Source organism: Microcystis sp. M049S2 (assembly GCF_020245625.1).
Lineage (GTDB): Bacteria > Cyanobacteriota > Cyanobacteriia > Cyanobacteriales > Microcystaceae > Microcystis > Microcystis ichthyoblabe_A.
In genome coordinates, this window is the sequence record NZ_JADBUN010000285.1 from 1 (window position 1) to 21,685 (window position 21,685).

Consider the following 21,685-nt stretch of genomic DNA (forward strand, 5'->3'; position numbering starts at 1 on the left):
AGACCTCTTGCAAAAGTCTTAAGTCGATCCTTGTACAGCAACATTTTTGAAGATTATCAACTACTAATAAATAATTAACTGAAAGTCCCTCCCATTATTGTTTCTATCGTTTGTTTTCGGATTTATGCAAGAGGTCTACTGTAAGACTCCTTGGGATTCGTCTCAAAAAGCAGGTTTCTGTGAAGCAAGAATCTCCCATCACACAGCTTGGCATTGTGATGGCGAGAGTGTCAAAATTGTGTTCAATTACTCGTCATCCCAGTCATGCCTTCCAGCGGTCAAGTGAAATCGATTTTTTTTCTGATCCTCTTTCTCCTCAGTATTCTAGGGGGTATTCTACTGGCTTCGCTACTTCAACAACCAGCGATCGCCCAATCTCCCTCCTCGGATACATTGCTAAATCGTTATCAAATTGGAGAGCAAACCTATCTAGAAAATTGTGCCACCTGCCATATTGCCATTCCTCCCAGCATCCTACCGAGTCAAACTTGGAAAAAAATCCTAGAAAATCCTAATTCTCACTATGGTATCCGTTTAAAACCAATTGTCGGCATTACTCAGCGTCTTATCTGGGATTATCTCAGTTATTCTTCCCGCCCTCTTAGGGAGACTACTTTTGTTCCCCTCCTAATTGAACAGTCCAGCTATGTAAAGGTTTTGCATCCTAGGGTCAATTTACCCACTCCTCTCGGTCACACCACCTGTGTCACCTGTCATCCCAACGCTTCCCGCTACGATTATCAAACCCTTACCCCCATCTGGGATGATGCAGCCTAATCAGTTATCAGTTATCAGTTATCAGTTATCAGTTTTCAGTTTTCAGATGTGAGTTTTTAGTTCACTGATTACTGTTTACTGTTTACTGATCACTGAGAGGGGGTGCAGTCAGGGTGATTTCGCCGATTTGACCAGCTTTACCCATTAATTGGGCAGGGTTTTCGTTAAGAGAGATTTTAACAGCACCAGCATTGCCCGATCGAATATTTAAACTCTTTTGGGCTGTCCAAGTTCGTTTGGTCCCAGGTTGGAGATTGCCTTCATGGACTTTTTTGCCATCGGCAATTACCCTTACCCAAGCGGCCTGTTCAATAGTTACTTCGGCTGAGAGGGGAACTTTTGGCTGAGGAGAAGGGGAAGGAGCGGCTACCAGCGCAGGAGAGACTACCGGTGCGGGGGAACCCACGGGGGAAGGAGAGGGAGTAACGGCAGGGGGGTTAGAGAGAGGGGGACGGAGGAAAAGATAGCCAATACCACAAAATATACCCGCCAACAAGCCTAACCAGAGATATATCCCGAAAAAGGTCGATTTAGCTGGTTGGGAGCTAGTTTCTGGGGCTGGTTTTTCTGGTTTCACTCGTTCCGCTTTTGGGGCAGCCGGTTCAGCCTTGGGGATGGGGGTAGCTTTTGTGGGCAGTTTTTTGGGGATAGTTACCTCTTGAGCTAATTGTTCCGCACTAGGAGACAAGCGATCGGCTAAAGCTTTACCATCAATTTTTAGAGCATCACCGTAGCGTTTGATAAATCCCTTGACATAAATTAATTCTGGTAATTTCTCCCAATTCCCCGTTTCCAACGCTTCTAGCATTGGCAATCTAATCATCGTCAGGGCGGCGATATCGTCTATGCTCAGGCAGCTTTCTTCTCGTTTTTGACGTAAATAAGTCCCGATTTCCTTGATTTGTTCGGCTTGTAGGGGACTGAGTTGACTCATAATTCCAGTCATAATCTATACCAACTTAGATGATAATCTCGATTTTGTTATTTTGGGATAATCTGTTCTCTAGAAGGTCCTTTTACCTTGTCACCATTACTGGCGAAAAGGTTCCAAAAACTGGCAAAAATCGGCAATATTTGCCAAAGTTAAGTTTTTTATTCTAGGGTGACTGCACTGACCAGATAATACATACATTTGTTCTTAATGCTTGTTTTTCTCCAACTCTCATCTGATCGCTAATTAGGGCTTGCTGAATAAATCTAAAAACCTTGTTGGATAAGACTTTTAGACCTTTTGTCAATCAAAAAGTACCGGATATGGGAGTGGTCGGGGGGGAAATTCAGGTACTTTTCCCCTGAAAATTAGGTAATTGGCCACCTCAAAACCGGTAAAAACCCACACCCCACACCCCACACCCCACACCCCACACCCTGCCCCCACCAACAAACTTTTTCAGCAAACCCTAATTATGACCTTTATTCCCCATCCCGACACCACCCCCCTTCACCTTAGCTGTGCCGTAGTCACGGTGAGCGATACTCGTACCCCAGAGACGGATAGGAGTGGCCAAATAATTCAAGAGTTACTAACTCGATCGGGTCACGATATCGGCCTATACTTAATTATCCCCGATGAACCCTTACAAATTCAAGCAATTTTACCAGAGATTAGCAATCAAAATCAGATAAAAGTCTTAATTCTCAATGGGGGTACGGGTATTGCTCCTAGAGACACTACCTACGATGCTTTAGTACCTTTATTAAGGATTACTTTGCCCGGTTTTGGCGAATTATTTCGTTATCTCAGTTATCAAGAAATTGGCTCCCGTGCCATGGCATCAAGGGCAATAGCTGGGGTTTATCAAAACTTATTAGTCTTTTCTCTTCCTGGTTCCACTAATGCCGTTAAATTAGCCCTAGAAAAACTGATTCTTCCCGAAATCTTGCATCTGGTTAAACAGATGAATGGGTAATTTATTGGGATTTTATCTTGTCTGAAATTTCTTGAAAAGATACATCCCAAAAATAGCTGGCCAGATTCACTGCGCTTAACAGTTTAGGAATTCCTTCACTTAGACTAGCAAAACCTTGATTATTAATCTGGAGAAGATCGATAGTAATCGCAAAAGTTAAAAGTGCTAAAGCAATGATTAAAATTTGGTAATAAGTTTGTCCTATTCGCCGCCAAAATGCTAACCCATAAATCAGAATTGCGAGGCCATAAACAGAGATAGTCAAGAATTTGGGAATATTAAAATAGAGGAGAATGATATGAATTCTGAAGATTTCATTGATGGCAAAAAGTCCCGTTATTATACCAGAAAAAAGTAAGAAATTGTCAGAATTATTGAAACTTGTCTTGCGGGACAATAAAGCATAACTAAAAAGGCAAACAATCGGAGGTAAACAACAAAGAAACTGAAAAGAATGGGTTAATAAACCAGCGATCGGAGTTGGGGGAGTAGCGGGAGGATAAAACAAAAGACTAGAGGGTAATTCTGCCCGATCAACCCCAGCAATCAAAGCTAAAATCAAGAGGAGAACGACAAGATTTATTTTCAGAAAATGCTGTTTTCGTGAGGACATAAGTATAACAGTTGATAATTGTGCCTATTAATCACGGTATAATTCACAAAGTGCCGCTTTCTACCCGCTCAATCTATAGCGTTTCCTAAGCTAGTGAGGTACACTTGTTTTTCTTCCCTTTTGCCTTTTGCCTTTTGCCTAAAACCCATAACTTTTGTACCTCAGCAGACTGAAAAACGCTATAAATAACGAAGCGCCAAGCATTTCCCTGATTGTGTTAAGGACAATTTTCTCGGTTTTCTATGCTCGATCAAAAAGAACTTTTGTGTTTATTACAATTGGCTAGTCCCATTTTACCTGTGGGGGCCTATAGTTATTCCGAAGGGCTAGAAACCCTCGTCGAAAAGGGGATTATCTCCAATAGTGCCAGCTTAAATGATTGGTTACAGCGATCGCTTTGTCAAGGCTCGATTCGCTTAGAAGCGGCTGTTTTGCTAAGGGTATATCGTTGTTTTTGTCAAGAAGATTTTACAAAACTTAATTATTGGGACAATTGGTTATCGGCAACGCGGGAAACAGCCGAATTAAGACAACAAAGCTGGCAAATGGGGCGATCGCTGTTAAACCTATTGCGGGAGTTAGCAGCGGACAGAGATAATCTACCGGAACAGGCCAATTATGCCACCGCCTTTGCGATCGGGGCAAGTAATTGGCAAATTGGCGAAGAATTAGCGGTTTTAGGCTATTTACACAGTTGGGCAAGTAATTTAATCAATGCAGGATTGCGTTTAATTCCCCTAGGGCAAACCCTAGGACAATCCCTTCTGATTGGTTTACAGCCCAGTTTATTAACAGCAACAGCAGATATTATCAGTTTAGCCGATGAAAACCTGAGCAGTTGGAGTTGGGGGCTAAGTTTTGCCAGTATGAACCACGAAACCCAGTATAGTCGTCTATTTCGCAGTTAGAAATTTAGGGAGAAGAGCAGGAGAATGACGGAAAAAAGCAGATAAGGTATAGTATGATTGAAAAAAATCTTAGGTCTTAGTTCTCGCTTTCTGAGTAACTAAGGGTTTTAAGGAAAGGTGCGAACACTCTACCTAGCCACAGTGTACCAATGTTTAGTCAATCAGAAAAAATTCCCGTTTCGGTGTTAATTCCCGCCAAAAACGAGGAATCTAACCTTCCAGCTTGTTTAGAGAGTGTTGCTAGAGCTGATGAAGTGTTTGTCGTCGATTCCCAAAGTAGCGATCGCTCGATCGAAATATCTACAAACTATGGTGCTAATGTAGTCCAATTTCATTTTAATGGTCGTTGGCCGAAAAAGAAAAACTGGTCCCTCGATAATCTGCCTTTTCGCAATGAATGGGTATTAATCGTCGATTGTGATGAGAGAATCACCCCCGAACTATGGGACGAAATCGCCACCGTGATCCAAGATCCCAACTATAACGGTTATTATCTCAATCGTCGCGTCTTCTTCCTCGGACAGTGGATTCGTTATGGTGGCAAGTATCCCGACTGGAATCTGCGTTTATTTAAACATAAGTCGGGCAGATACGAGAATTTAAACACGGAAGATATCCCCAACACGGGAGATAACGAAGTTCACGAACACGTTATCCTCGATGGCAAGGTGGGCTATCTCAAAAATGATATGCTGCACATCGATTTCCGCGATATCTATCATTGGTTAGAAAGACATAATCGTTATTCCAACTGGGAAGCGCGGGTTTATTACAATATTCTCACGGGTAATGACGAAAGTGGTACGATCGGAGCGCACCTGTTCGGTGATGCAGTGCAGAGAAAACGTTTTTTAAAGAAAATTTGGGTAAAACTGCCCTTTAAACCGCTACTGCGCTTTATTCTCTTTTATTTTATCCGTCTCGGTTTCTTGGATGGCAAAGCTGGTTACATCTACGGTCGTCTTTTGAGTCAGTACGAATACCAAATAGGGGTTAAATTGTACGAATTACGGAGATTTGGCGGTAAATTAAACGTTAATGCCCAGACGAATCCTCCGATTAAACCCTCGGAACCTCAACCCGCAGAAATGATTAAATAGGTTTTATGTCCCCAGAAATCCGCACCGATGAGGAAGCGTGGCTAGATCTGCGTACCTACGATCAATCTTGGTTCGATCGCGGTCGTTCTAATCCAATTATCCTACTTTGGTGGTTAGTACAGGGAATTCTTTTTCCCCTCAGTTTGCACCAGATGGACAGCTTTCGCTGCGCTGTTTTGCGGCTATTTGGGGCTAAAATCGGCCTTGGGGTGAAAATTCGCCCGACGGTAAGGGTGACTTATCCCTGGAAAGTGGCGATCGGCGATTATACTTGGATCGGCGATGATGTGGTGATTTATAGTTTAGATAACGTTACCATCGGCAGTCATTGTGTGATTTCTCAAAAATGCTATCTTTGCACTGGCAGTCACGATCCTGGCGATCGCTCTTTTGGCTTAAAAACCACTCCCATCCTCATCGGTAATGGTACATGGATCGCCGCCGATTGTTTCCTGGCTCCGGGGGTAAAAATTGGCTCTAATGTTGTTATTGGGGCAAGAAGCAGCGTATTTGCCGATATTCCCGCTCAAAAGGTCGCTTGGGGCAGCCCATGTCGTCCTCAATACGATAGAAAGATGAATTCTTATAGTAGTTAAGCTAAGAGGCATTTTATCAGAGATTATTGCCGCAAACACGCACCATCCAAAATCAGCGATCGCACTAATCTTGGTAATGATAACGACAGGAAATAACTGTTAGATAATCATCATCTTAATTGGCTAGAATCAGTCTTTAAACCTCTAGCTTGATCATGACTTTTCTGATAAATATCTTTTTCTGGCTCCTGTCTGGCTTACTCAAATATCATACTAAATTCGGTCATTAAAAACTGATTATTTATTCCCCCTTTTACCTCTTGCCTCTCCTGATATGTAGCCTATGCTCAACGGATTTAGTATCAGTCTAGCACGGAACAAAATACCCCCCCTAGTTCACCTCTATTCCCCTGTACTAATTGTGGTTCTCACCATAGGATCAAGAATGGTTCTATTCATAATGGAAAACTCAAACGTCAATGTAAAGAATGTGGTCACTGAGCCTGTCGAAGTGTGGTCGTCAGTTGGTGATCAATCCCACTAATAAAACCGTCTCTGACGAAACTAAACAATTAAGCTGTTCGTAATTTAAATTGCTTGTTGAGACGAGGCAAGAGGCAAGAGGCAACAGTAAAGGGATTGGGGGAGGTTCGGCTAATCTAAGAATAAGCGGTTTAAATGCGTCTTAGCTTATAAGACAGTGATTCCGAGTAAACGTCATCGACCGGTCGGAAAAGAAACTGGTCAAACTAATCCTATTAAAAGATTAAATAATACCTTTCGACAAAGGATTTCTCGGCTGGTGAGAGAGAGTCTATATTTCTCTAAAAAAATGGAGAATCACGTTGGGGAACCCTTTGGTATTTTATCCATGACTACAATGCACAGCAAAGCAAAGGATTAAGCCGTCATAACTACTACCGAATCACCACTGGATTAGCAGACTAGAGTATTTCCCGAAAAATCCTACGTCGATAGGAAGGAGATTCATTGCTCATATTCCATAAAGTTTCGTAGAAAAAGAAAGAAACGCCAAAATTTTCTTGTCTCGATTTTTCCACTTGTTGAGTAATATTAACCATCGGAATCGGACGACCTTTTAAACCAGATAAAATCCCAATAGCTACGGGGATAGATTCTCTAGCTTGCTGTAATTCTGGTTGGGATAATTCCCAGTCAAAGGCGTTCATATCAGTTCGATACACTTGTATTATTAACTCATCAATCAAGTTTTTTTGTTGCCATTTTTGCCAATCTAAAAGATAGGATTCTAGGGAGAAAGTGTAGGGATTAGGAGATAGAGAAATAATCGCCGTAGGTTGGTGCTTTTTAATCGTCTGGGCTAAAGTATTCATATAGTCAGTAATTTTATCGGCCCGCCATTGAATCCATGCTTTATCTTGGTAATCTTGCGGTGGTAATTGTCCAGAATTTTCCCTTTGATAGAGTTTAATCGTCGTTTCATCATAGCCAAAATCGGCGGGATAACCAAAATGGTCATCAAACTGAATTCCTTCTATATCGTAGTTAGTAATAATCTCGCTGACTAAATCGGTAATAAAGTTTTGTACTTGCGGATGTAAGGGATTTAACCACACCCGTTGATGCACTTTTCCTTCCCACCAAATCACACTTTTATCCTGTCTTTGGGTTAACCAATCGGGATGTCGTTTGGCTAATTCTGAATCCGCGGGAGCCATAAAACCAAATTCAAACCAGGGAATAATTCTTAATTTTTTCCGATGACCTTGGCTAATCATTTCCTTTAAAAAGTCACGATTTTTTAAGGATTCATGGGGATCGATCGCTCGTCCTGTGACTTTTTCTGCTACCCTAGAAGGATAGAGTGTATAACCCCAATTCCAGACCGTGGGATAAATAGTGTTAAAGTTTAAATCAGCCAACCTATCAAGGGCATCTTTTAGGGTTTCTGGTTTAAATAATACCTCACTATCGATATTAGTTAACCAAACTCCACGAATTTCGGGTTTTTCTTGGGTTTGATTGCTGGATTGTGCCGGGTAATTAAAGGTTATCGTCATGATACAAGCAAAGATAATTAAAAATATTAACCAGCTTATTTTCCCGTATCTTTGACTATAAATAACCAAACCATCGGCGAAATTATTAAAGGTTTTACTGATTCTATTCATAATGGCAAGTGGAGAGACTTTTCAGTTATCAGTTCACTGATAACTGTTTACTGTTCACTGATAACTGATAACTGATAATGGTTAAAATAACTAAATTATCTCTCTAAATTGCGAGGATCTAGAGAATCGCGTAAACCATCACCGAGTAAATTAAAAGCTAAAACGGTGAGAATAATTAACAAAGCAGGTGGCCAAATTAACCAGGGTTGTAGAACAATAATTGAGGCATTGGTAGCCAGAGAAAGCATATTTCCCCAACTAGGATCCGGCTGTTGAATTCCCAAACCAATTAAACTTAAAACCGATTCGGCGACGATAAACCCCGGCACGGCTAACGTAGCAGAAATAATGATATAACTGGCAGTTTGGGGCAGCACATGACGCAGAATAATATAAAGGGGTTTTGCTCCCATAGCTTTAGCGGCCTGGATAAATTCCTGTTCTTTCAGGGATAAAACTTGACCGCGAATTACCCGCGCTAATCCCGACCAACTGATAAAAGAAGTAATCAGGACGATTAATAAAAAGCGCTGGGTGCTGGTTAATCCTGCGGGTAAAACGGCCGCTAGGGCCACGAGTAAATATATGCCGGGGATAGTCATTAAAACTTCCACAAAACGCATTAAAATCGCATCTAACCAACCGCCAAAATAGCCAGAAACGCCACCGACAAATAAACCGATAGGGAAAGAAATTAAAATCCCCACCAAACCGATAAATAAACTAATTCTGCCCCCAAAAATCAAGCGACTAAAACTATCGCGTCCCGATTCGTCAGTTCCCAATATATTGATTCTACCATCGCCGATGACTCCGAACAGATGGAGATCAAAAGGGATACCAGGGAATAAAGTTACTTCATCCCATTTTGGTGGCAAAGGTAGGCGAATTTGACCAAAATTATAGGTTTCACCCTGAACCAAGAGACGCAGCGGCAATGGTTTGTTAAAATCTCTCATTAGCTTCCGCTCACCAGTTTCTATATTAATAGCACTTTGAGTGGTGGGATAGACGTGGGGGCCAATCCACTCACCCTTGTTACTTCCCGACTGCGAGCGCCAAAAGATTTGGGTGGGAGGGAGGAGAGACTGACCGGGTTGGGAGGAGTAGGGAGAGTAGGGAGCGACAAAATCCGCCGCCATTACGCTTAAATAGAAGATTAACAGTAAAACTGCTCCCCAACGGGCGAGAGGATTATCTTTGAGTTTGTGCCACCAGTCCATAGGCGATGAGGTCAATAGGAGAGTTAATCTTTATTTTGCTAGTTTGATTGCTACAATTTATCATACCAACAAAAAAGCTGTCTAATGTTTATCAACCCCCTTGTTTATGAGAAATCTCCTGTCTATCGTCAAGATTTTGAGACAGCGCAACCGTTTAAGCATTTGGTCATCGATAATTTTTTAGTTGGGGAGCAAGCGCAAATTTTGCTGGAAAATTTTCCCAGTTTTAATCCGCAAAAAGCCATTAGTGAGCTAGGAAAAGTTGGCGGGAAGGCAGTTAATGAGGATTTAATCGGTTTAGGGGGTGTTTATCAACAGTTTGGCCGCTACATTCAAGCTCAAGAGTTTTTAGAGTTAATTTCCCAATTAACTGGTATCGATAATTTAATTCCAGACCCTAGTTTTTATGGGGGTGGAACCCACGAAAATTTACAGGGTCAAGAATTAGACCCTCACATTGATTTTAACCTCGATGAGCGTCATTGGTATCATCGCCGCTTGAATTTATTAATCTATTTAAATCCCCAATGGCAAGCAGATTGGGGAGGGAATCTAGAGTTACATTCCAATCCGCGTCAACCAGAAGAAAATAAGATTAAATCTTTTGTCCCTATCTTTAATCGTTGTCTTATTTTTGAAACCAATGAACATTCATGGCATGGATTTTCTCAGATTAATTTACCAGAAAATCAACGGCATTTATCGCGTAAATCTCTGTCTATCTATCTCTATACCAAAGAACGTCCTATCGAAGAATTATCCCCATCTCATACAACTTTTTACATCCCGCGCCCGCTGCCAGAAAATATTCAACCCCATCAAGTTTTAAGCTCGGAAGATTACCAACAAATTAAAATTTTACTGAAAAGACGGGATGATTTAATTCGTTTTTATCAAGATAGAGAACTGAAAGAATCTCAGGATTTAGTTAGTTTAAAATCCCATATTAAGCGCTATCTATCCCTCCAATATCCTCGCCTATGGAAAATTATTAAAAGTTTACCCCGTTGGCAAAAGTGACCAGAAAAAAATCCCTACTTTCCAATCAAAGAAAGTAGGGAATAATCAAAAAAACTGACTGGGAACTTAGCCTAATAACTCGGTAGCACGCGCAGTTAAAGCATTGGCAGTTAAGCCATTATAGGCCATAATTTCCCCAGCGCTGGCGGTGGTTTCTCCCCGTTTCCAAGCGAAGACATCCCGACGGGTATTACTGCGTAACATAATCGGTTCTAACATGGCGCTTGTACCACCGGTTACTCCGATTAAAGCATCACCAGCAAAGAGACTGTCAAAACCAGCATCATCGAGGAAATTATTATCCGCTTGCGAGCTAGTTTCACTCATCACATCGCTAGGACGATAGAGACGACGGGGATTAATTACCGAGACGATTTTTACACCGATTCCCGCTGCTTCTAACTGTTGGGCAGACTCAAAGACGGGTAATAAAGTCATATCACCAATGACGGCAAAAACGACTTTTTTACTGCCTTCCGATTCCTGGAGAATTACGCCGCCTTTTTCTAAAGCTTGATGGGTTTGCTCAAAGGTGGTTCGCACCGGTAAAGGCGATTTACTAGCGGTGATTGTAATGCCTTTATTGCTGGTTCCTAAGGCCCATTCATAACAGACTTGAATACTGTTAGCATCGCAGGGAAAGAGAGGAAAAATATTACCATTTCGCATCATAGCGGCGAAATAATTTTCAATCTCTGGGCGTTGGTGTGTCCAACCATTACGCCCTTGCTCTAAGGCTCCGGCGGTGAATAAAGTAATAGTAGAAGGGGTGGGACGACGTAACTCGGCCATCGCTTGGGTTACAGTCTGCCAAATCGGTAAACCATTGATAGCAAAAGACTCGTAGGAACACCATAAAGTCCGCCCTCCCAAGAGAGATAAACCGACGGCTAATCCAGCACAGGCATCCTCGCTTAAAGGCTCATAAACTTGACCGTTAGGTGCTTGGAAATAGGCATCATCGGTGGTGGGGTGAATAATCTTTAAACCGACGTTAATATTATTAATTCCCGAAGCGGCATTACCATCAGCATTAGTGACGACAAAATTGGGGTCAGCTTTACCCACAGCTACCACTAATTCCCCCATAGCAGTGGTGGCCACTTTTTTATCGCCACCCACAGTATATTCCGTCATCGGTAAGGTTCCTAAATTCGGCAGCGGGAAGGCTTTTTCCGTCACCACTGTTTCTGCTGCCGGACCGCCTCCAGAGCGCTCGAAATTAGTACGAACAATTGCCCAAGCTTCAGGGGGTAAAGCGCGTTCTTGTAAGGCAGTAACGATATAATCTTTTTCTAAAGAATCGCCTGGATAAAGATTATGAGAAGCTGCTCCCCGTTTGTGAACTCCCGCCCCTTTAAGTTGTTTAATAATGATCACCGTTAGTTTACCACCTAGGGCTAATTGGGCGGCTTTATCCGTGGCCATTAACACCGCTTTCATGAACTCCAGACGCTGGTTAAAAGAGAATTTGGTGCTATCTACATATTCCCCTTTTTGATTAGCATCATCGAAGTCTTTGGCATTAATGAGAATCACTTCCTCGAAACCATTACCGCGCCAATAGGCTTCCATTTCGGCGTTAGTTTTCAGGGACACCATGCTATGGTGTTCTTGGGAATAGCCATTCCAAACTAAAATTGGCAGAAAATTGGTAATTTCTGGATAAGCAGTGTGAAAATGACCAAAACTACTCATAATGTAGGGTTCTCCTAAACCACCATCCCCGATAGTCACAGGGAAAAGGGTATTAGGGTGTAATTTGGCCGCCGCCATGGCGAAATGTTGTCCTTGGCCCAAAGGACCGGCCGGCCCGAGCAGTCCGGGGATTTGTCCGGAAAGATGCCCTAAAAGTCCGTGTTTTTCCCGAAAACGTTCTCCCAATTCGGTGACGTTGCTGATGCCCATGGCTTCGAGAGAGCGATCGAGAAAGACGTTACTATAAAAACCGGGGGCATGATGGCCCACTTCGGTGAAAATATTTTTTTGGCCTAACATCATCAAAGAGGCAATCACGTCGGCAGCGCTGGCAAAACCGCCGGGGTGTCCCGATTCTTTGGTAGCGGTGATTTGTAGGGTGAGGTAACGCAAAGCATCGGCGGCTAGGAGGGTTTGATAGATAGCATTCGGGTCATTAGCGGCACTAATAGCGGTTTTTCCCTCAGCAATAGCGGCTTTTCCTGCATATTTATCAAATTCGGGTAAGGAACCCCCAAAATATTTTATTCCTTGACAAAAATCGGGAATTGTGCTAGTAGCTGTCATAAAATTAATATACCCCTTTACATACAGGCAATCATTAAAACTATCTTACAGTTAGCGGTAACTCTCGATAGATGCGATATTACAGGGGGTTTCCATAGGCGATCGACTATTTGTGCTACACTGATCGCCAATGTTAACCATAAAATTAATCCTATTGATCATGTTAAATAGCAACCAATTGCAGGATTTAATCAGTAAATCCCTACGTTATCTATTAATTATCGGCACTATTGCCCCTCTAACTTCCTTAGAAGCTCGCCCAGTCCAAGCTAATCCTCCTAGTAGCGCTGCACCCCCTAAAGAAGCGATTGCGCCTATCCCCGGAGAAAGCAAAGATTACACCCTAGGAGAAGGGGATAAAGTGCGCGTCACCATCTACCAAGTGGCGGATTTAAGCGGCGATTTCCTTGTTTTAGCCGATGGAACCCTAACTTTACCTCTCATTGGTAGCGTCAAAGTGGAAGGAATGACCGTCACCGAAGCCGGCCAAACCCTTGCCAAACGTTACACCACCTATCTCAAACGTCCCGTGGTTACTGTTAGCGTTCTCACCCCCCGGCCTCTGCAAATCGCCATCGCGGGGGAAGTCAATCGTCCGGGTACCTATACAATTAACCCCGAACAAAGCCAAAAAACGCCCCTATTGACCGAAATAATCCGGCAAGCGGGGGGAGTGACTACGGTGGCCGATATTGGTCAAGTTCAAATCCGACGCAACCTCAAGGGACAAGAACAGCTAATACAAGCGAATCTCTGGCAATTAATCCAAAAAGGCGATACAACCCAAGATATTAGCCTTAGAGATGGCGATAGCATCGTTATTCCCACTAAAACGACCCTTAGCGTCGGGGAAGTCAATCAATTAGCCGATGCCAATTTTGGACTAGATAGCGATCGAGAAATTAATGTTACTGTGGTGGGAGAAGTTTATCGTCCGGGGTCCCATCGCATTGTCCCCACTGCCAACAATAATAACAATAATAATGACCAAGATCGCGGCGGCACCAGGAAACCGGCCCGACTAACGCAAGCTATCGAACAAGCGGGAGGCATCAAACCCCTCGCCGATATCCGACAGGTGCAAGTGCTGCGTTATACTCGTGACGGTTCCCAGCAGAAAATCCCGGTAGATCTGTGGAGTTTGCTCGATAAAGGTGATATGACCGGCGATATCTTTCTTCAAGAAGGGGATACCGTGATTATCCCCACCGCTACTGAAATCTCGGCCAAAGAATCGGAAACCCTAGCATCGGCCAGTTTTGCCCCTAAAACCATTAACGTAAAAGTGGTCGGGGAGGTGAAAAGACCGGGGACAATTGAAGTTCCTCCCAATACCCCTCTCAATCAGGCAATTTTAACCGCAGGAGACTTTGATAAGCGTCGCGCTAATCAGTCCACAGTGGAATTAATTCGTCTCAATCCTAACGGAACCGTCACCAAAACCTCAATTAACATCGATTTTTCCCAGGGTATCAACGAGAAAACTAACCCGATTCTCCGCAATAATGATGTGGTTGTGGTTCATCGTAGCAATCTGGCCTCTGCCACCGACACCCTCGGCACGGTTTTAAGTCCCTTTACCGGTCTGACAGGCCTCTTCAACGGATTTTTAAATCTTTTCCGTTAAAAAAGTTTACTTTACCCGGATGTCATTAGCTAAGTAATCGAGCTAATAATAGATATAGAAACGGCGAAAAGTCGTGAGCAGTCACGGCTTTTCTGCTCAAGAGACTCAGGAAAGAAAACTATGATTTTTCTCCTTACTCTAGCCCTAATCTCCCTGTCGATTAGCTACAATGTTCACGGCGAAATAATTAGCCTCAGTACCTGCTTATTAGGTCTTTTTTGTGGCTTATTAAGTTTGTTCTTTACACCCCTACTGGTAAAAGTTTTTATCCTTGTCACTTTAGTCGTCTTTAGCTGAGATTGGCTCTTCTGGTTTCTGTGTGGAAACGAGGTCTATACTGATAGTTTCTTCGACAAAATAGTCCTAAAAGTGTTGCCCGATAAGCATTTCACGATTCCATAAGCAAAAATTATCACACAAAGTCGAGAAGAGCCTGAGATTTTAAACCCTAAACTCGACTAAAACCCTAAGCATACTTAACCCATCAAAAAAACTGTTATGCAAAAACGCTATCTCGGTCAGACTAATATAGAAATTACTCCCCTTCTCGTGGGTACTTGGCAAGCAGGAAAAAAGATGTGGGCAGGTATTGAAGATGAGGAAAGTATTAAGGCTATTCGTGCCGCTTTTGAGGCAGGAATTACCACTATAGATACAGCCGAAATCTACGGGGAAGGTCACTCAGAATTGATTGTCGCTCAAGCTTTGTCCGATGTGCGAGAACGGGTAATTTATGCCACCAAAGTCTTTGCTAATCACCTCAAATACGAGGAAGTTATCGCAGCTTGCCATCGCTCTTTAAAAAACCTCCAAACCGATTATATCGATCTTTACCAAATTCATTGGCCCAGTGGCTCATGGAACACGGAAATAGTGCCTATTTCTGAAACTATGGCCGCTCTTAATTATCTAAAAGCACAGGGAAAAATTCGCGCTATAGGGGTTTCCAATTTCTCCCGCTCTCAACTGGAAGAAGCTGGTCAATACGGCAGAATTGAGAGTATTCAACCTCCCTATTCTCTCTTTTGGCGCTCGGTAGAAAAGGAAATTATGCCCTATTGTATAGAAAATAATATTTCTATTCTGGCCTATTCTCCCCTTGCCCAAGGTTTATTAACAGGAAAATTTAGAAATGGTTATCAGTTAGAAGCGGAGGATCATAGAATTAAAAATAAACTCTTTCATGGCGAAAACTTTCAGAGGGTACAAGCGGCTTTAAATCAATTAGAACCGATTGCTAACCGCTATCATTGTTCCCTAGCTCAATTATCTCTTGCTTGGTTAATCAAGCAACCTCAAACTAATGCAATTGCTGGGGTAAGAAATGCCGCTCAAGCAGTTAATAACGCTCAAGCAATGACAATTAATTTAATCCCAGAAGACCTAAAATTAATTGATAATATCAGTAAACAGGTAACTGATTTCTTAGATGATAATCCCGTGCTGTGGGATTTCTAAAAATTATGCTATGCAGCAGTTATCCTAAGGGTGAGGATAGAAGTTTTGGTTAATTCTCAGGAAAAAGCCTGTATAATGATGGCTATAGTCCGATTCTTACCGCAGGATTATACCTATGGCTAAATCGAAAAAACACAATCTGCAATGGATTAAAGAAACCCTCGACTTAAATCCAGATCATAACTGGAAATCTAGTCCGGGTAACAGTATTTTTGTAGCTGGTCGCGGTGCAGTTCGCTTTGAAGTTCCTCAAGATTGGCATTTTGAACCCGATGATAATTCCTTTCGTTTTTTAGATAGAAAACCCCCCGATGATGATTGTCGTTTAGAGGTTTCCTATAATTTACTTCCCCCCGGAGATTGGAAAGAATTACCCCTAAAAGGAATGGTCAAAAAGTTAGCTCGTGAAGATAGCCGCAATCCTCACGAAATCGGCGAAGTTATCCAAGAAAAACGTCAAACTGTCCGCATTGTTTGGGTGCAAATTCAATTCATCGACCCCCAAGAAAATCGACCCGCTTATTCGCGCATTGCCGTGGGTATTGGTTCTGGGGTTCAATGTTTAATTACTATGGATTATTGGGTCGATGATGCGGACAAATTCACCCCCGTCTGGGATACGGTTATCTCCTCGCTGGTGTTAGGTTTATACATTCGCGATCCCCGCAGCGGTTTAGCTTTCCCCGACTAAAGGTAATAGCAATTTTGCAGGAAAATTTCCTTGACAAAAAACCTTAATTGTGATAGTAGAAAAATTGATCGCTCGACTTGCGTGGGGATAGCTGCCGGTTCCCGCGTTGACGGGATGTGCGGGAAAGCAAGAGGCACTGAGACTCAAACGCAAGCTATGACCTTGAGGAATAGTGATAAAAGTGGCCTGTAGGGCAATATTTAGGGGCGATTCGGGATTATTTACCCGTTTATAACCCTGAGTGATATTCAAAACTCGACCATCGGGGGTAACTTGAGAAACCACCGCGCAGATATCGAAACTAACCGCATCTGCTTGACAATAACAGTCCAGACGGGGACTACCCAAAATCGTTAAATCTTTCTCTAGGGGAGGAGAAGTGTAGGTAATCACATCACTGCGACAGTCTAGCATGGTGCGGTCGAATATTCCCCCCGGTAGGGCGCTATGACCTCCTAAAGATGGCACTGGTCGCCAAGGATCGTGAACTATGATATCCTCGATCGCAGGTTCTAACAAAATCGCGCTTAATTTCCCCTCATCCTCGCGCAGATTGGCTAAACCTTGACTAGCAAGATAATAAATTTGCTGATTTTCTCTGGGAAACTTTTCCAGATATTGCCATTGATTAGACCCCATTTGAAATAGATACAGGGGAGGATTTTTTAATAACTCCGTTTCCTGACCTTTTAAGAAATAATCAAACCATTGCAGCTGCATTTTATCCACAGGACTAATTGCCTCTTGACCATAATCTATCTCTCCTACTTTTCTCCCCCAGGGTAGATGAGTCCAAGGACCAATAATTAGCTGTTGGGGATAGATAGAACGCGCTTGCATTTCTTGGTATAAACTCAAAGTTCCCCGGAGATGAGGATCGAACCAACCCCCGATATGTAACATCGGTAAATCGATATTTTTTAAAAGGTTTTGCGGTGATAAATTTTGCCAATAGTCATCGGGAAGATAACGAGTAATCCAATCGTGATAAAAAGAATCGGCGGCTAAATCCTGTAAAATTTGGGGATAGGCAGCAATAGGATCAAAAAGGGGTAAATTTCGGGAAGCTGCCCAGAGTTTTTGGTAGGCAGTTTCGTCCCCTTTTAATCTAGCTGTTTCCGCAGCTAATTGTATTGCCCAAGCGAGATTATATTGTAAATTAAATGCTTCATTTTCATAGGCCCAATCTCGATATAAATCGTGAGCAATCATCCCTGGGCAAATAGTTTTTAAAGCATCATGACCATTAGCGGCCGCATATAATTGGGTCATTCCCTGATAGGAAAAACCATACATTCCCACCACACCCGTATTATTAGGAATAGTTAAAACCCATTCAATAGTTTCTAATCCGTCGCTAATTTCATGGGCAAATAAATTAAAATTTCCCGTCGAGTTTCCCCGTCCCCGGACATCCTGAATTACCACAATATAACCTTGACGTGCATACCAGCTAGGATGGGCATAAACCACCGTAGAAGCGATCGCTTTTCCGTAGGGTTGTCGCATTAGTAAAATGGGCAAAGATTCCCTACTATCCGGACGATAAATATCGGCAGCTAAACTAATTCCATCTTTGGTGATCAAACTAGCTGTTTCTTTTTTTATGGGGTAGGGATTAAACATTATTATCTCTTTCAGATCAAAAATACTGTCAGGTGGCTAAATCGAGAAAACTTGACCAAGACCAGATAAAGCTTAACTAAATGTTACAATAAAGGCGGACTGCCTCAACTGCCTAGGACTGGAGAAAAATCAGCGATGCTACGACTAGAGAAAATTAGTAAGATTTACCCGACGGGAGAAGTGTTAAAAGATGTCACTTGGGAAGTAAAAACTGGCGATCGCATCGGGTTGGTGGGAGTCAATGGGGCCGGAAAATCCACCCAACTGAAGATTATTATGGGGGAAGTGGAACCCACCGCCGGGGAGATCATCCGTCCTACCAGTCTCCATATCGGCTATCTTACCCAAGAATTTGAAGTGGATCCCCGTCGGACGGTACGCGAGGAATTTTGGACGGTGTTTCAAGAAGCGAATCAAGTCCACCATCAACTAATAGAAATTCCCCAACACATGGAAAAAGCTGATCCTGAAGAATTAGATCGCTTAATTCATCAATTGGATCGCTTACAAAGACAATTTGAAGGGTTAGATGGTTACGGATTAGAAGCACGCATCGAGAAAATTTTACCGGAAATGGGCTTCACTGTTGATGACGGCGATCGCTTGGTAAGTTCTTTTAGTGGTGGTTGGCAAATGCGGATGAGTTTAGGTAAAATTCTCCTGCAAACTCCCGATATTTTACTCCTCGATGAACCGACTAACCATTTAGACTTAGAAACCATTGAATGGTTAGAAAAATTCCTCAAGGATTTAACTACTCCCATGGTCATAGTTTCCCACGACCGGGAATTTCTTGATCGTCTCTGTACCAAAATTGTCGAAACTGAAAGGGGAGTTTCTACCACTTATTTAGGTAATTATTCTGCCTACCTACAGCAAAAATACGAACAACAATCCGCTCAGTTAAGTGCCTACGAACGTCAGCAAAAAGAACTAGAAAAACAGCAAGCTTTCGTGGATCGGTTCCGGGCCAGTGCCACCCGCAGTACCCAAGCAAAAAGCCGGGAAAAACAATTAGAAAAGGTGGAAAAAATTGAAGCGCCAATCGCCGATGTGCGTACCTTAAAATTCCAGTTTCCTCCAGCAGTGCGTAGTGGACGAGAAGTGGTAACGATTAAAAATCTTGTTCACATTTACGATGATAAAATTCTCTTTTTGGGAGCAAATCTGGAAATAGAAAGGGGCGATCGAGTGGCGTTTTTGGGACCGAATGGTGCGGGAAAATCGACGCTTTTGCGTTTAATTGTTGGTTTAGAAGCTCCCACAGAAGGCTCGATCGAAATCGGTAAACATAATGTTATTCCTAGTTATTTTGAGCAGAACCAAGCGGAAGCTTTAGACCTAACTAAAACTGTTTTAAATACCATTCACGATGAAGTTCCCGATTGGAAAGATGTGGAAGTTCGCAGTCTTTTAGGGCGATTTTTATTCAGTGGGGAAACGGTATTAAAAAAAGTAGAATCTTTGAGTGGTGGCGAAAAAGCGCGTCTTGCTTTGGCCAAGATGTTACTTGCTCCCGCTAACTTATTAATTCTCGATGAACCCACTAATCACCTCGATATTCCCGCTAAGGAAATGTTAGAATCGGCTTTAAAAGTTTATGAAGGCACGGTTTTAATTGTTTCCCATGATCGTTATTTTATCTCCCAGGTAGCTAACAAAATTGTCGAGATTCGGGATGGCGAATTAATTGTCTATGCGGGAGATTATCACTATTATCTAGAAAAACTAGACGAAGAAAAACAAAAAGCCGAACAAAAACGTATTGAAGCCGAAAAAGCGGCTAAAGCTGCCGCTAAACGCGCTAAACAAAAGGCCAAAAAAGGTTAGAATGTAAAGTATCACCCTATCCACTATTATCTATCGATTAATTAATCTTATGGCAGCTATAAAAGTAGGCGATCGAGTTCCCAATTTTTCTCTCCCTTCCCAAACAGGGGCAACGGTTAATATCGGCGATTTAATCGGTAAAAAATCCCTAGTAATTTATTTCTATCCCAAAGATGATACTCCGGGTTGTACCGCAGAATCCTGCGCTTTCCGCGATAGTTATGAAGTGTTTACCGATGCGGGTGCGGAAGTTATTGGTATTAGTGCCGATAGTCCCCAATCTCATCAACAATTTGCCCAAAAATATAATCTTCCCTTCACTCTTTTAAGTGATAGCGATAACCGAGTGCGGAAGTTATTCGGTGTTCCCTCTACTTTGTTCGTCCTCCCCGGACGAGTAACCTATATCATTGATAAACAGGGAATCGTCAGACATATTTTTGATTCTATGTTAGATTTTAAAGCTCACGTTACCGAATCTTTAAACACGATTAAATCTTTTTAAGTTGATGATTATGAAAGAAATCCCGATCAGATAATTACTTGGGAAGAAATTACAACATCTATCCGTTAACGAAGGCAGGGGGCAGGCTTCGACGGTGATCTCAGCCGAACCGCCGAACGGAGGCCGGTTTTGTAACGGAGATTTATAGTCATTTCAATTAAGATTGAGAATATCAATCCCAGAGTTCATAAGGATTTTGTCGGTCTAGACTGTATCAGACTTATCTGAAATGACTATATGCCCCGCTCCAAAAACTTTTCGCCTTAAGGCGGGGTTTTAGACCCGATTTTTTCGATAAGCAATATCGTTCACCACTACTACCAAATCATTACCAGCAGGTGCAGAGCAGAAGAAGTTAAGAACATTCCCCGTAATAATGGCCAGCAGGGGCCGGAGAAATAAGACGGGGAATGCCTGCTTGAGCTAGAGCGCCTGGAACAGCACGTTGGTGTCGGAGAGGATGGGGGTGAGAGTTCCGGTCAACGTGACGATCGCCAACGGACTGAAGGTTGATCCCGCAGAGCCATCGGCATCGTAGGAGAGTACCCCGCCGCTGTAGGTGAGGTAACCGCCAGCAATTGCACCTGTGTAGGTTGTGGTTCCCAAAGCCCCGCTACCCAGGGACGTGAAGGCGCTGGCACCGGTTATATCGAACACGATGGTGTCGTTGAAACCGGTGATCACATCCTGCTGGTCGTAGATGCTCAGAAACCGGAAGGTGTCGCCGCCGCCACCGGTGAGGGAATCGTTGCCGAACCCGCCGACGATGGTGTCATTACCATTACCACCATTGATGGTATCATTGCCGGATCCGCCGTAGATCAGATCAAAGCCGCCGAGTCCGATGATGTTGTCGTTGCCGGTGCCGCCGCTGATAATGTCGGCGCCAGTGCCGCCGTTGATGGTGTCATTGCCGTCGCCGCCATTGATGGTGTCGTTGCCTTCGAGGCCGCTAAGGTTGTCGTTACCAGTTGATCCGGTGATGGAATCCGCGCCAATTGTACCTGAGCCAATCACACTATCGCCTCCAGACGGACCATCATTCGGGTCAGGACCGCCGCCCACAGTCATGGCGATGGTGGCGGAATTGGCAACACCCTGGTTGCCAAGGGTATCGAAATAGTCGTTGGACACTGCCACTGTTCCCGTTGGCGACTGGAAGTCAGTAGGGGTGAAGGTGGCGGTGTAGGTATCGCCGTTAACGCTGGTGAAGTTGCTCAGCACCCCGTTGGTCAGGGTCACGTCGCTGGCGGTGAAACCGCTTACGGTTTCGCTGAACTGGAAGGTGATCGTGGTGCTAAAGTTCTGGCTGGTGAGCGGTGAGTTGTCGAAGGTGATGCCCACGGTCGGATTGAGCGTGTCAATCGTCACCGTATCCGTACCCGCTCCACCATTGTTACCGGCCACGTCACTGTAGCTATCGGCTGCCACGGACACCGAGCC

Annotated in this window: 18 protein-coding genes and 1 pseudogene; 12 read left to right on the plus strand and 7 right to left on the minus strand. The window is 43.3% G+C overall.

Annotated features, from left to right (window positions below):
- Positions 1–264: 264 nt before the first annotated feature.
- A complete protein-coding gene (locus tag IM496_RS21660) occupies positions 265–777 on the plus strand; it encodes a hypothetical protein (RefSeq protein WP_002779035.1) in 513 nt (170 codons plus the stop codon).
- An 82-nt stretch (positions 778–859) separates the two neighbouring features.
- On the opposite strand, the gene IM496_RS21665 is transcribed toward IM496_RS21660, so the two are convergent.
- Positions 860–1,723, minus strand: a complete 864-nt coding sequence (locus IM496_RS21665; protein WP_194018409.1) for a helix-turn-helix domain-containing protein — start codon at positions 1,721–1,723, stop codon at positions 860–862.
- Positions 1,724–2,183: 460 nt separating this feature from the next.
- On the opposite strand from IM496_RS21665, the gene IM496_RS21670 reads away from it, so the two are divergent.
- Positions 2,184–2,687: a MogA/MoaB family molybdenum cofactor biosynthesis protein gene (locus IM496_RS21670; protein ID WP_287663289.1), complete on the plus strand. Its 504-nt coding sequence runs from the start codon at positions 2,184–2,186 to the stop codon at positions 2,685–2,687.
- A gap of 1 nt (position 2,688) precedes the next feature.
- Here the strand turns inward: IM496_RS21670 and IM496_RS21675 are convergent, their stop codons facing one another.
- Complete coding sequence (locus IM496_RS21675; protein WP_104395249.1) at positions 2,689–3,300, minus strand: DUF8692 domain-containing protein; 612 nt, start codon at positions 3,298–3,300, stop codon at positions 2,689–2,691.
- Positions 3,301–3,542: 242 nt separating this feature from the next.
- Here IM496_RS21675 and IM496_RS21680 point away from each other — a divergent pair, with 242 nt between their 5' ends.
- The 4 genes and pseudogenes from IM496_RS21680 to IM496_RS21695 form a co-directional block, all read left to right on the plus strand.
- The gene (locus IM496_RS21680; protein WP_287663291.1) at positions 3,543–4,208 is read left to right on the plus strand and encodes an urease accessory protein UreF; all 666 of its coding nucleotides are present in this window, start codon (positions 3,543–3,545) and stop codon (positions 4,206–4,208) included.
- 149 nt (positions 4,209–4,357) lie between these two features.
- Positions 4,358–5,308: a glycosyltransferase family 2 protein gene (locus IM496_RS21685; RefSeq protein ID WP_194014888.1), complete on the plus strand. Its 951-nt coding sequence runs from the start codon at positions 4,358–4,360 to the stop codon at positions 5,306–5,308.
- Between the two features lie 5 nt (positions 5,309–5,313).
- Positions 5,314–5,904 (plus strand): hormogonium polysaccharide biosynthesis acetyltransferase HpsU, encoded by a 591-nt coding sequence (hpsU, locus tag IM496_RS21690; protein WP_046661380.1) that lies wholly within the window; start codon positions 5,314–5,316, stop codon positions 5,902–5,904.
- Between the two features lie 628 nt (positions 5,905–6,532).
- Positions 6,533–6,792: pseudogene (locus IM496_RS21695) on the plus strand (IS1 family transposase); the annotation flags it as partial.
- Here the strand turns inward: IM496_RS21695 and IM496_RS21700 are convergent.
- Both IM496_RS21700 and IM496_RS21705 read right to left on the minus strand, forming a co-directional pair.
- Positions 6,789–7,997: a glycoside hydrolase family 10-like protein gene (locus IM496_RS21700; RefSeq protein ID WP_287663293.1), complete on the minus strand. Its 1,209-nt coding sequence runs from the start codon at positions 7,995–7,997 to the stop codon at positions 6,789–6,791. The pseudogene IM496_RS21695 and the gene IM496_RS21700 sit on opposite strands and share 4 nt — an antisense overlap.
- A gap of 95 nt (positions 7,998–8,092) precedes the next feature.
- Entirely contained in the window at positions 8,093–9,220 is a 1,128-nt protein-coding gene (locus IM496_RS21705; RefSeq protein WP_287663294.1) for an ABC transporter permease, read from the minus strand.
- 84 nt (positions 9,221–9,304) lie between these two features.
- Here IM496_RS21705 and IM496_RS21710 point away from each other — a divergent pair, with 84 nt between their 5' ends.
- Complete coding sequence (locus IM496_RS21710; RefSeq protein WP_287663296.1) at positions 9,305–10,240, plus strand: 2OG-Fe(II) oxygenase; 936 nt, start codon at positions 9,305–9,307, stop codon at positions 10,238–10,240.
- Between the two features lie 66 nt (positions 10,241–10,306).
- Here IM496_RS21710 and IM496_RS21715 read toward each other — a convergent pair whose 3' ends face one another.
- Positions 10,307–12,505, minus strand: a complete 2,199-nt coding sequence (locus IM496_RS21715) for a phosphoketolase family protein (RefSeq protein WP_287663297.1) — start codon at positions 12,503–12,505, stop codon at positions 10,307–10,309.
- A gap of 130 nt (positions 12,506–12,635) precedes the next feature.
- Between IM496_RS21715 and IM496_RS21720 the strand changes: the two genes are divergently transcribed.
- The 3 genes from IM496_RS21720 to IM496_RS21730 all read left to right on the plus strand — a co-directional run bounded on the left by IM496_RS21720 (position 12,636) and on the right by IM496_RS21730 (position 16,281).
- Positions 12,636–14,132 carry an SLBB domain-containing protein gene (locus IM496_RS21720; RefSeq protein ID WP_194014898.1) on the plus strand — a complete coding sequence of 499 codons (1,497 nt, stop codon included), beginning with the start codon at positions 12,636–12,638 and terminating at the stop codon, positions 14,130–14,132.
- 498 nt (positions 14,133–14,630) lie between these two features.
- Entirely contained in the window at positions 14,631–15,590 is a 960-nt protein-coding gene (locus IM496_RS21725) for an aldo/keto reductase (RefSeq protein WP_287663299.1), read from the plus strand.
- A 115-nt stretch (positions 15,591–15,705) separates the two neighbouring features.
- Positions 15,706–16,281, plus strand: coding sequence for an Alr1449 family protein (locus tag IM496_RS21730; protein WP_002741242.1), 576 nt, complete (start codon positions 15,706–15,708; stop codon positions 16,279–16,281).
- Here the strand turns inward: IM496_RS21730 and IM496_RS21735 are convergent.
- Positions 16,264–17,907 carry a CocE/NonD family hydrolase gene (locus IM496_RS21735; RefSeq protein WP_194014902.1) on the minus strand — a complete coding sequence of 548 codons (1,644 nt, stop codon included), beginning with the start codon at positions 17,905–17,907 and terminating at the stop codon, positions 16,264–16,266. The genes IM496_RS21730 and IM496_RS21735 overlap by 18 nt on opposite strands.
- A 135-nt stretch (positions 17,908–18,042) precedes the next feature.
- Here IM496_RS21735 and IM496_RS21740 point away from each other — a divergent pair, with 135 nt between their 5' ends.
- Positions 18,043–19,737: an ABC-F family ATP-binding cassette domain-containing protein gene (locus IM496_RS21740; protein ID WP_194014904.1), complete on the plus strand. Its 1,695-nt coding sequence runs from the start codon at positions 18,043–18,045 to the stop codon at positions 19,735–19,737.
- Positions 19,738–19,786: 49 nt separating this feature from the next.
- Positions 19,787–20,242, plus strand: a complete 456-nt coding sequence (locus tag IM496_RS21745; RefSeq protein ID WP_104395260.1) for a peroxiredoxin — start codon at positions 19,787–19,789, stop codon at positions 20,240–20,242.
- Positions 20,243–20,665: 423 nt separating this feature from the next.
- Here IM496_RS21745 and IM496_RS21750 read toward each other — a convergent pair.
- Positions 20,666–21,685 (minus strand): calcium-binding protein (locus IM496_RS21750; protein ID WP_287663302.1); only part of this gene is annotated, 1,020 nt, incomplete at its 5' end.

What these genes read in the sequence shown, in the direction of transcription:
- IM496_RS21660 (WP_002779035.1), top strand. Translation starts at nt 265, where the DNA reads ATGCCTTCCAGCGGTCAAGTGAAATCGATTTTTTTTCTGATCCTCTTT.
- IM496_RS21665 (WP_194018409.1), bottom strand. Translation starts at nt 1,723, where the DNA reads ATGACTGGAATTATGAGTCAACTCAGTCCCCTACAAGCCGAACAAATC.
- IM496_RS21670 (WP_287663289.1), top strand. Translation starts at nt 2,184, where the DNA reads ATGACCTTTATTCCCCATCCCGACACCACCCCCCTTCACCTTAGCTGT.
- IM496_RS21675 (WP_104395249.1), bottom strand. Translation starts at nt 3,300, where the DNA reads ATGTCCTCACGAAAACAGCATTTTCTGAAAATAAATCTTGTCGTTCTC.
- IM496_RS21680 (WP_287663291.1), top strand. Translation starts at nt 3,543, where the DNA reads ATGCTCGATCAAAAAGAACTTTTGTGTTTATTACAATTGGCTAGTCCC.
- IM496_RS21685 (WP_194014888.1), top strand. Translation starts at nt 4,358, where the DNA reads ATGTTTAGTCAATCAGAAAAAATTCCCGTTTCGGTGTTAATTCCCGCC.
- hpsU (WP_046661380.1), top strand. Translation starts at nt 5,314, where the DNA reads ATGTCCCCAGAAATCCGCACCGATGAGGAAGCGTGGCTAGATCTGCGT.
- IM496_RS21700 (WP_287663293.1), bottom strand. Translation starts at nt 7,997, where the DNA reads ATGAATAGAATCAGTAAAACCTTTAATAATTTCGCCGATGGTTTGGTT.
- IM496_RS21705 (WP_287663294.1), bottom strand. Translation starts at nt 9,220, where the DNA reads ATGGACTGGTGGCACAAACTCAAAGATAATCCTCTCGCCCGTTGGGGA.
- IM496_RS21710 (WP_287663296.1), top strand. Translation starts at nt 9,305, where the DNA reads ATGTTTATCAACCCCCTTGTTTATGAGAAATCTCCTGTCTATCGTCAA.
- IM496_RS21715 (WP_287663297.1), bottom strand. Translation starts at nt 12,505, where the DNA reads ATGACAGCTACTAGCACAATTCCCGATTTTTGTCAAGGAATAAAATAT.
- IM496_RS21720 (WP_194014898.1), top strand. Translation starts at nt 12,636, where the DNA reads ATGTTAACCATAAAATTAATCCTATTGATCATGTTAAATAGCAACCAA.
- IM496_RS21725 (WP_287663299.1), top strand. Translation starts at nt 14,631, where the DNA reads ATGCAAAAACGCTATCTCGGTCAGACTAATATAGAAATTACTCCCCTT.
- IM496_RS21730 (WP_002741242.1), top strand. Translation starts at nt 15,706, where the DNA reads ATGGCTAAATCGAAAAAACACAATCTGCAATGGATTAAAGAAACCCTC.
- IM496_RS21735 (WP_194014902.1), bottom strand. Translation starts at nt 17,907, where the DNA reads ATGTTTAATCCCTACCCCATAAAAAAAGAAACAGCTAGTTTGATCACC.
- IM496_RS21740 (WP_194014904.1), top strand. Translation starts at nt 18,043, where the DNA reads ATGCTACGACTAGAGAAAATTAGTAAGATTTACCCGACGGGAGAAGTG.
- IM496_RS21745 (WP_104395260.1), top strand. Translation starts at nt 19,787, where the DNA reads ATGGCAGCTATAAAAGTAGGCGATCGAGTTCCCAATTTTTCTCTCCCT.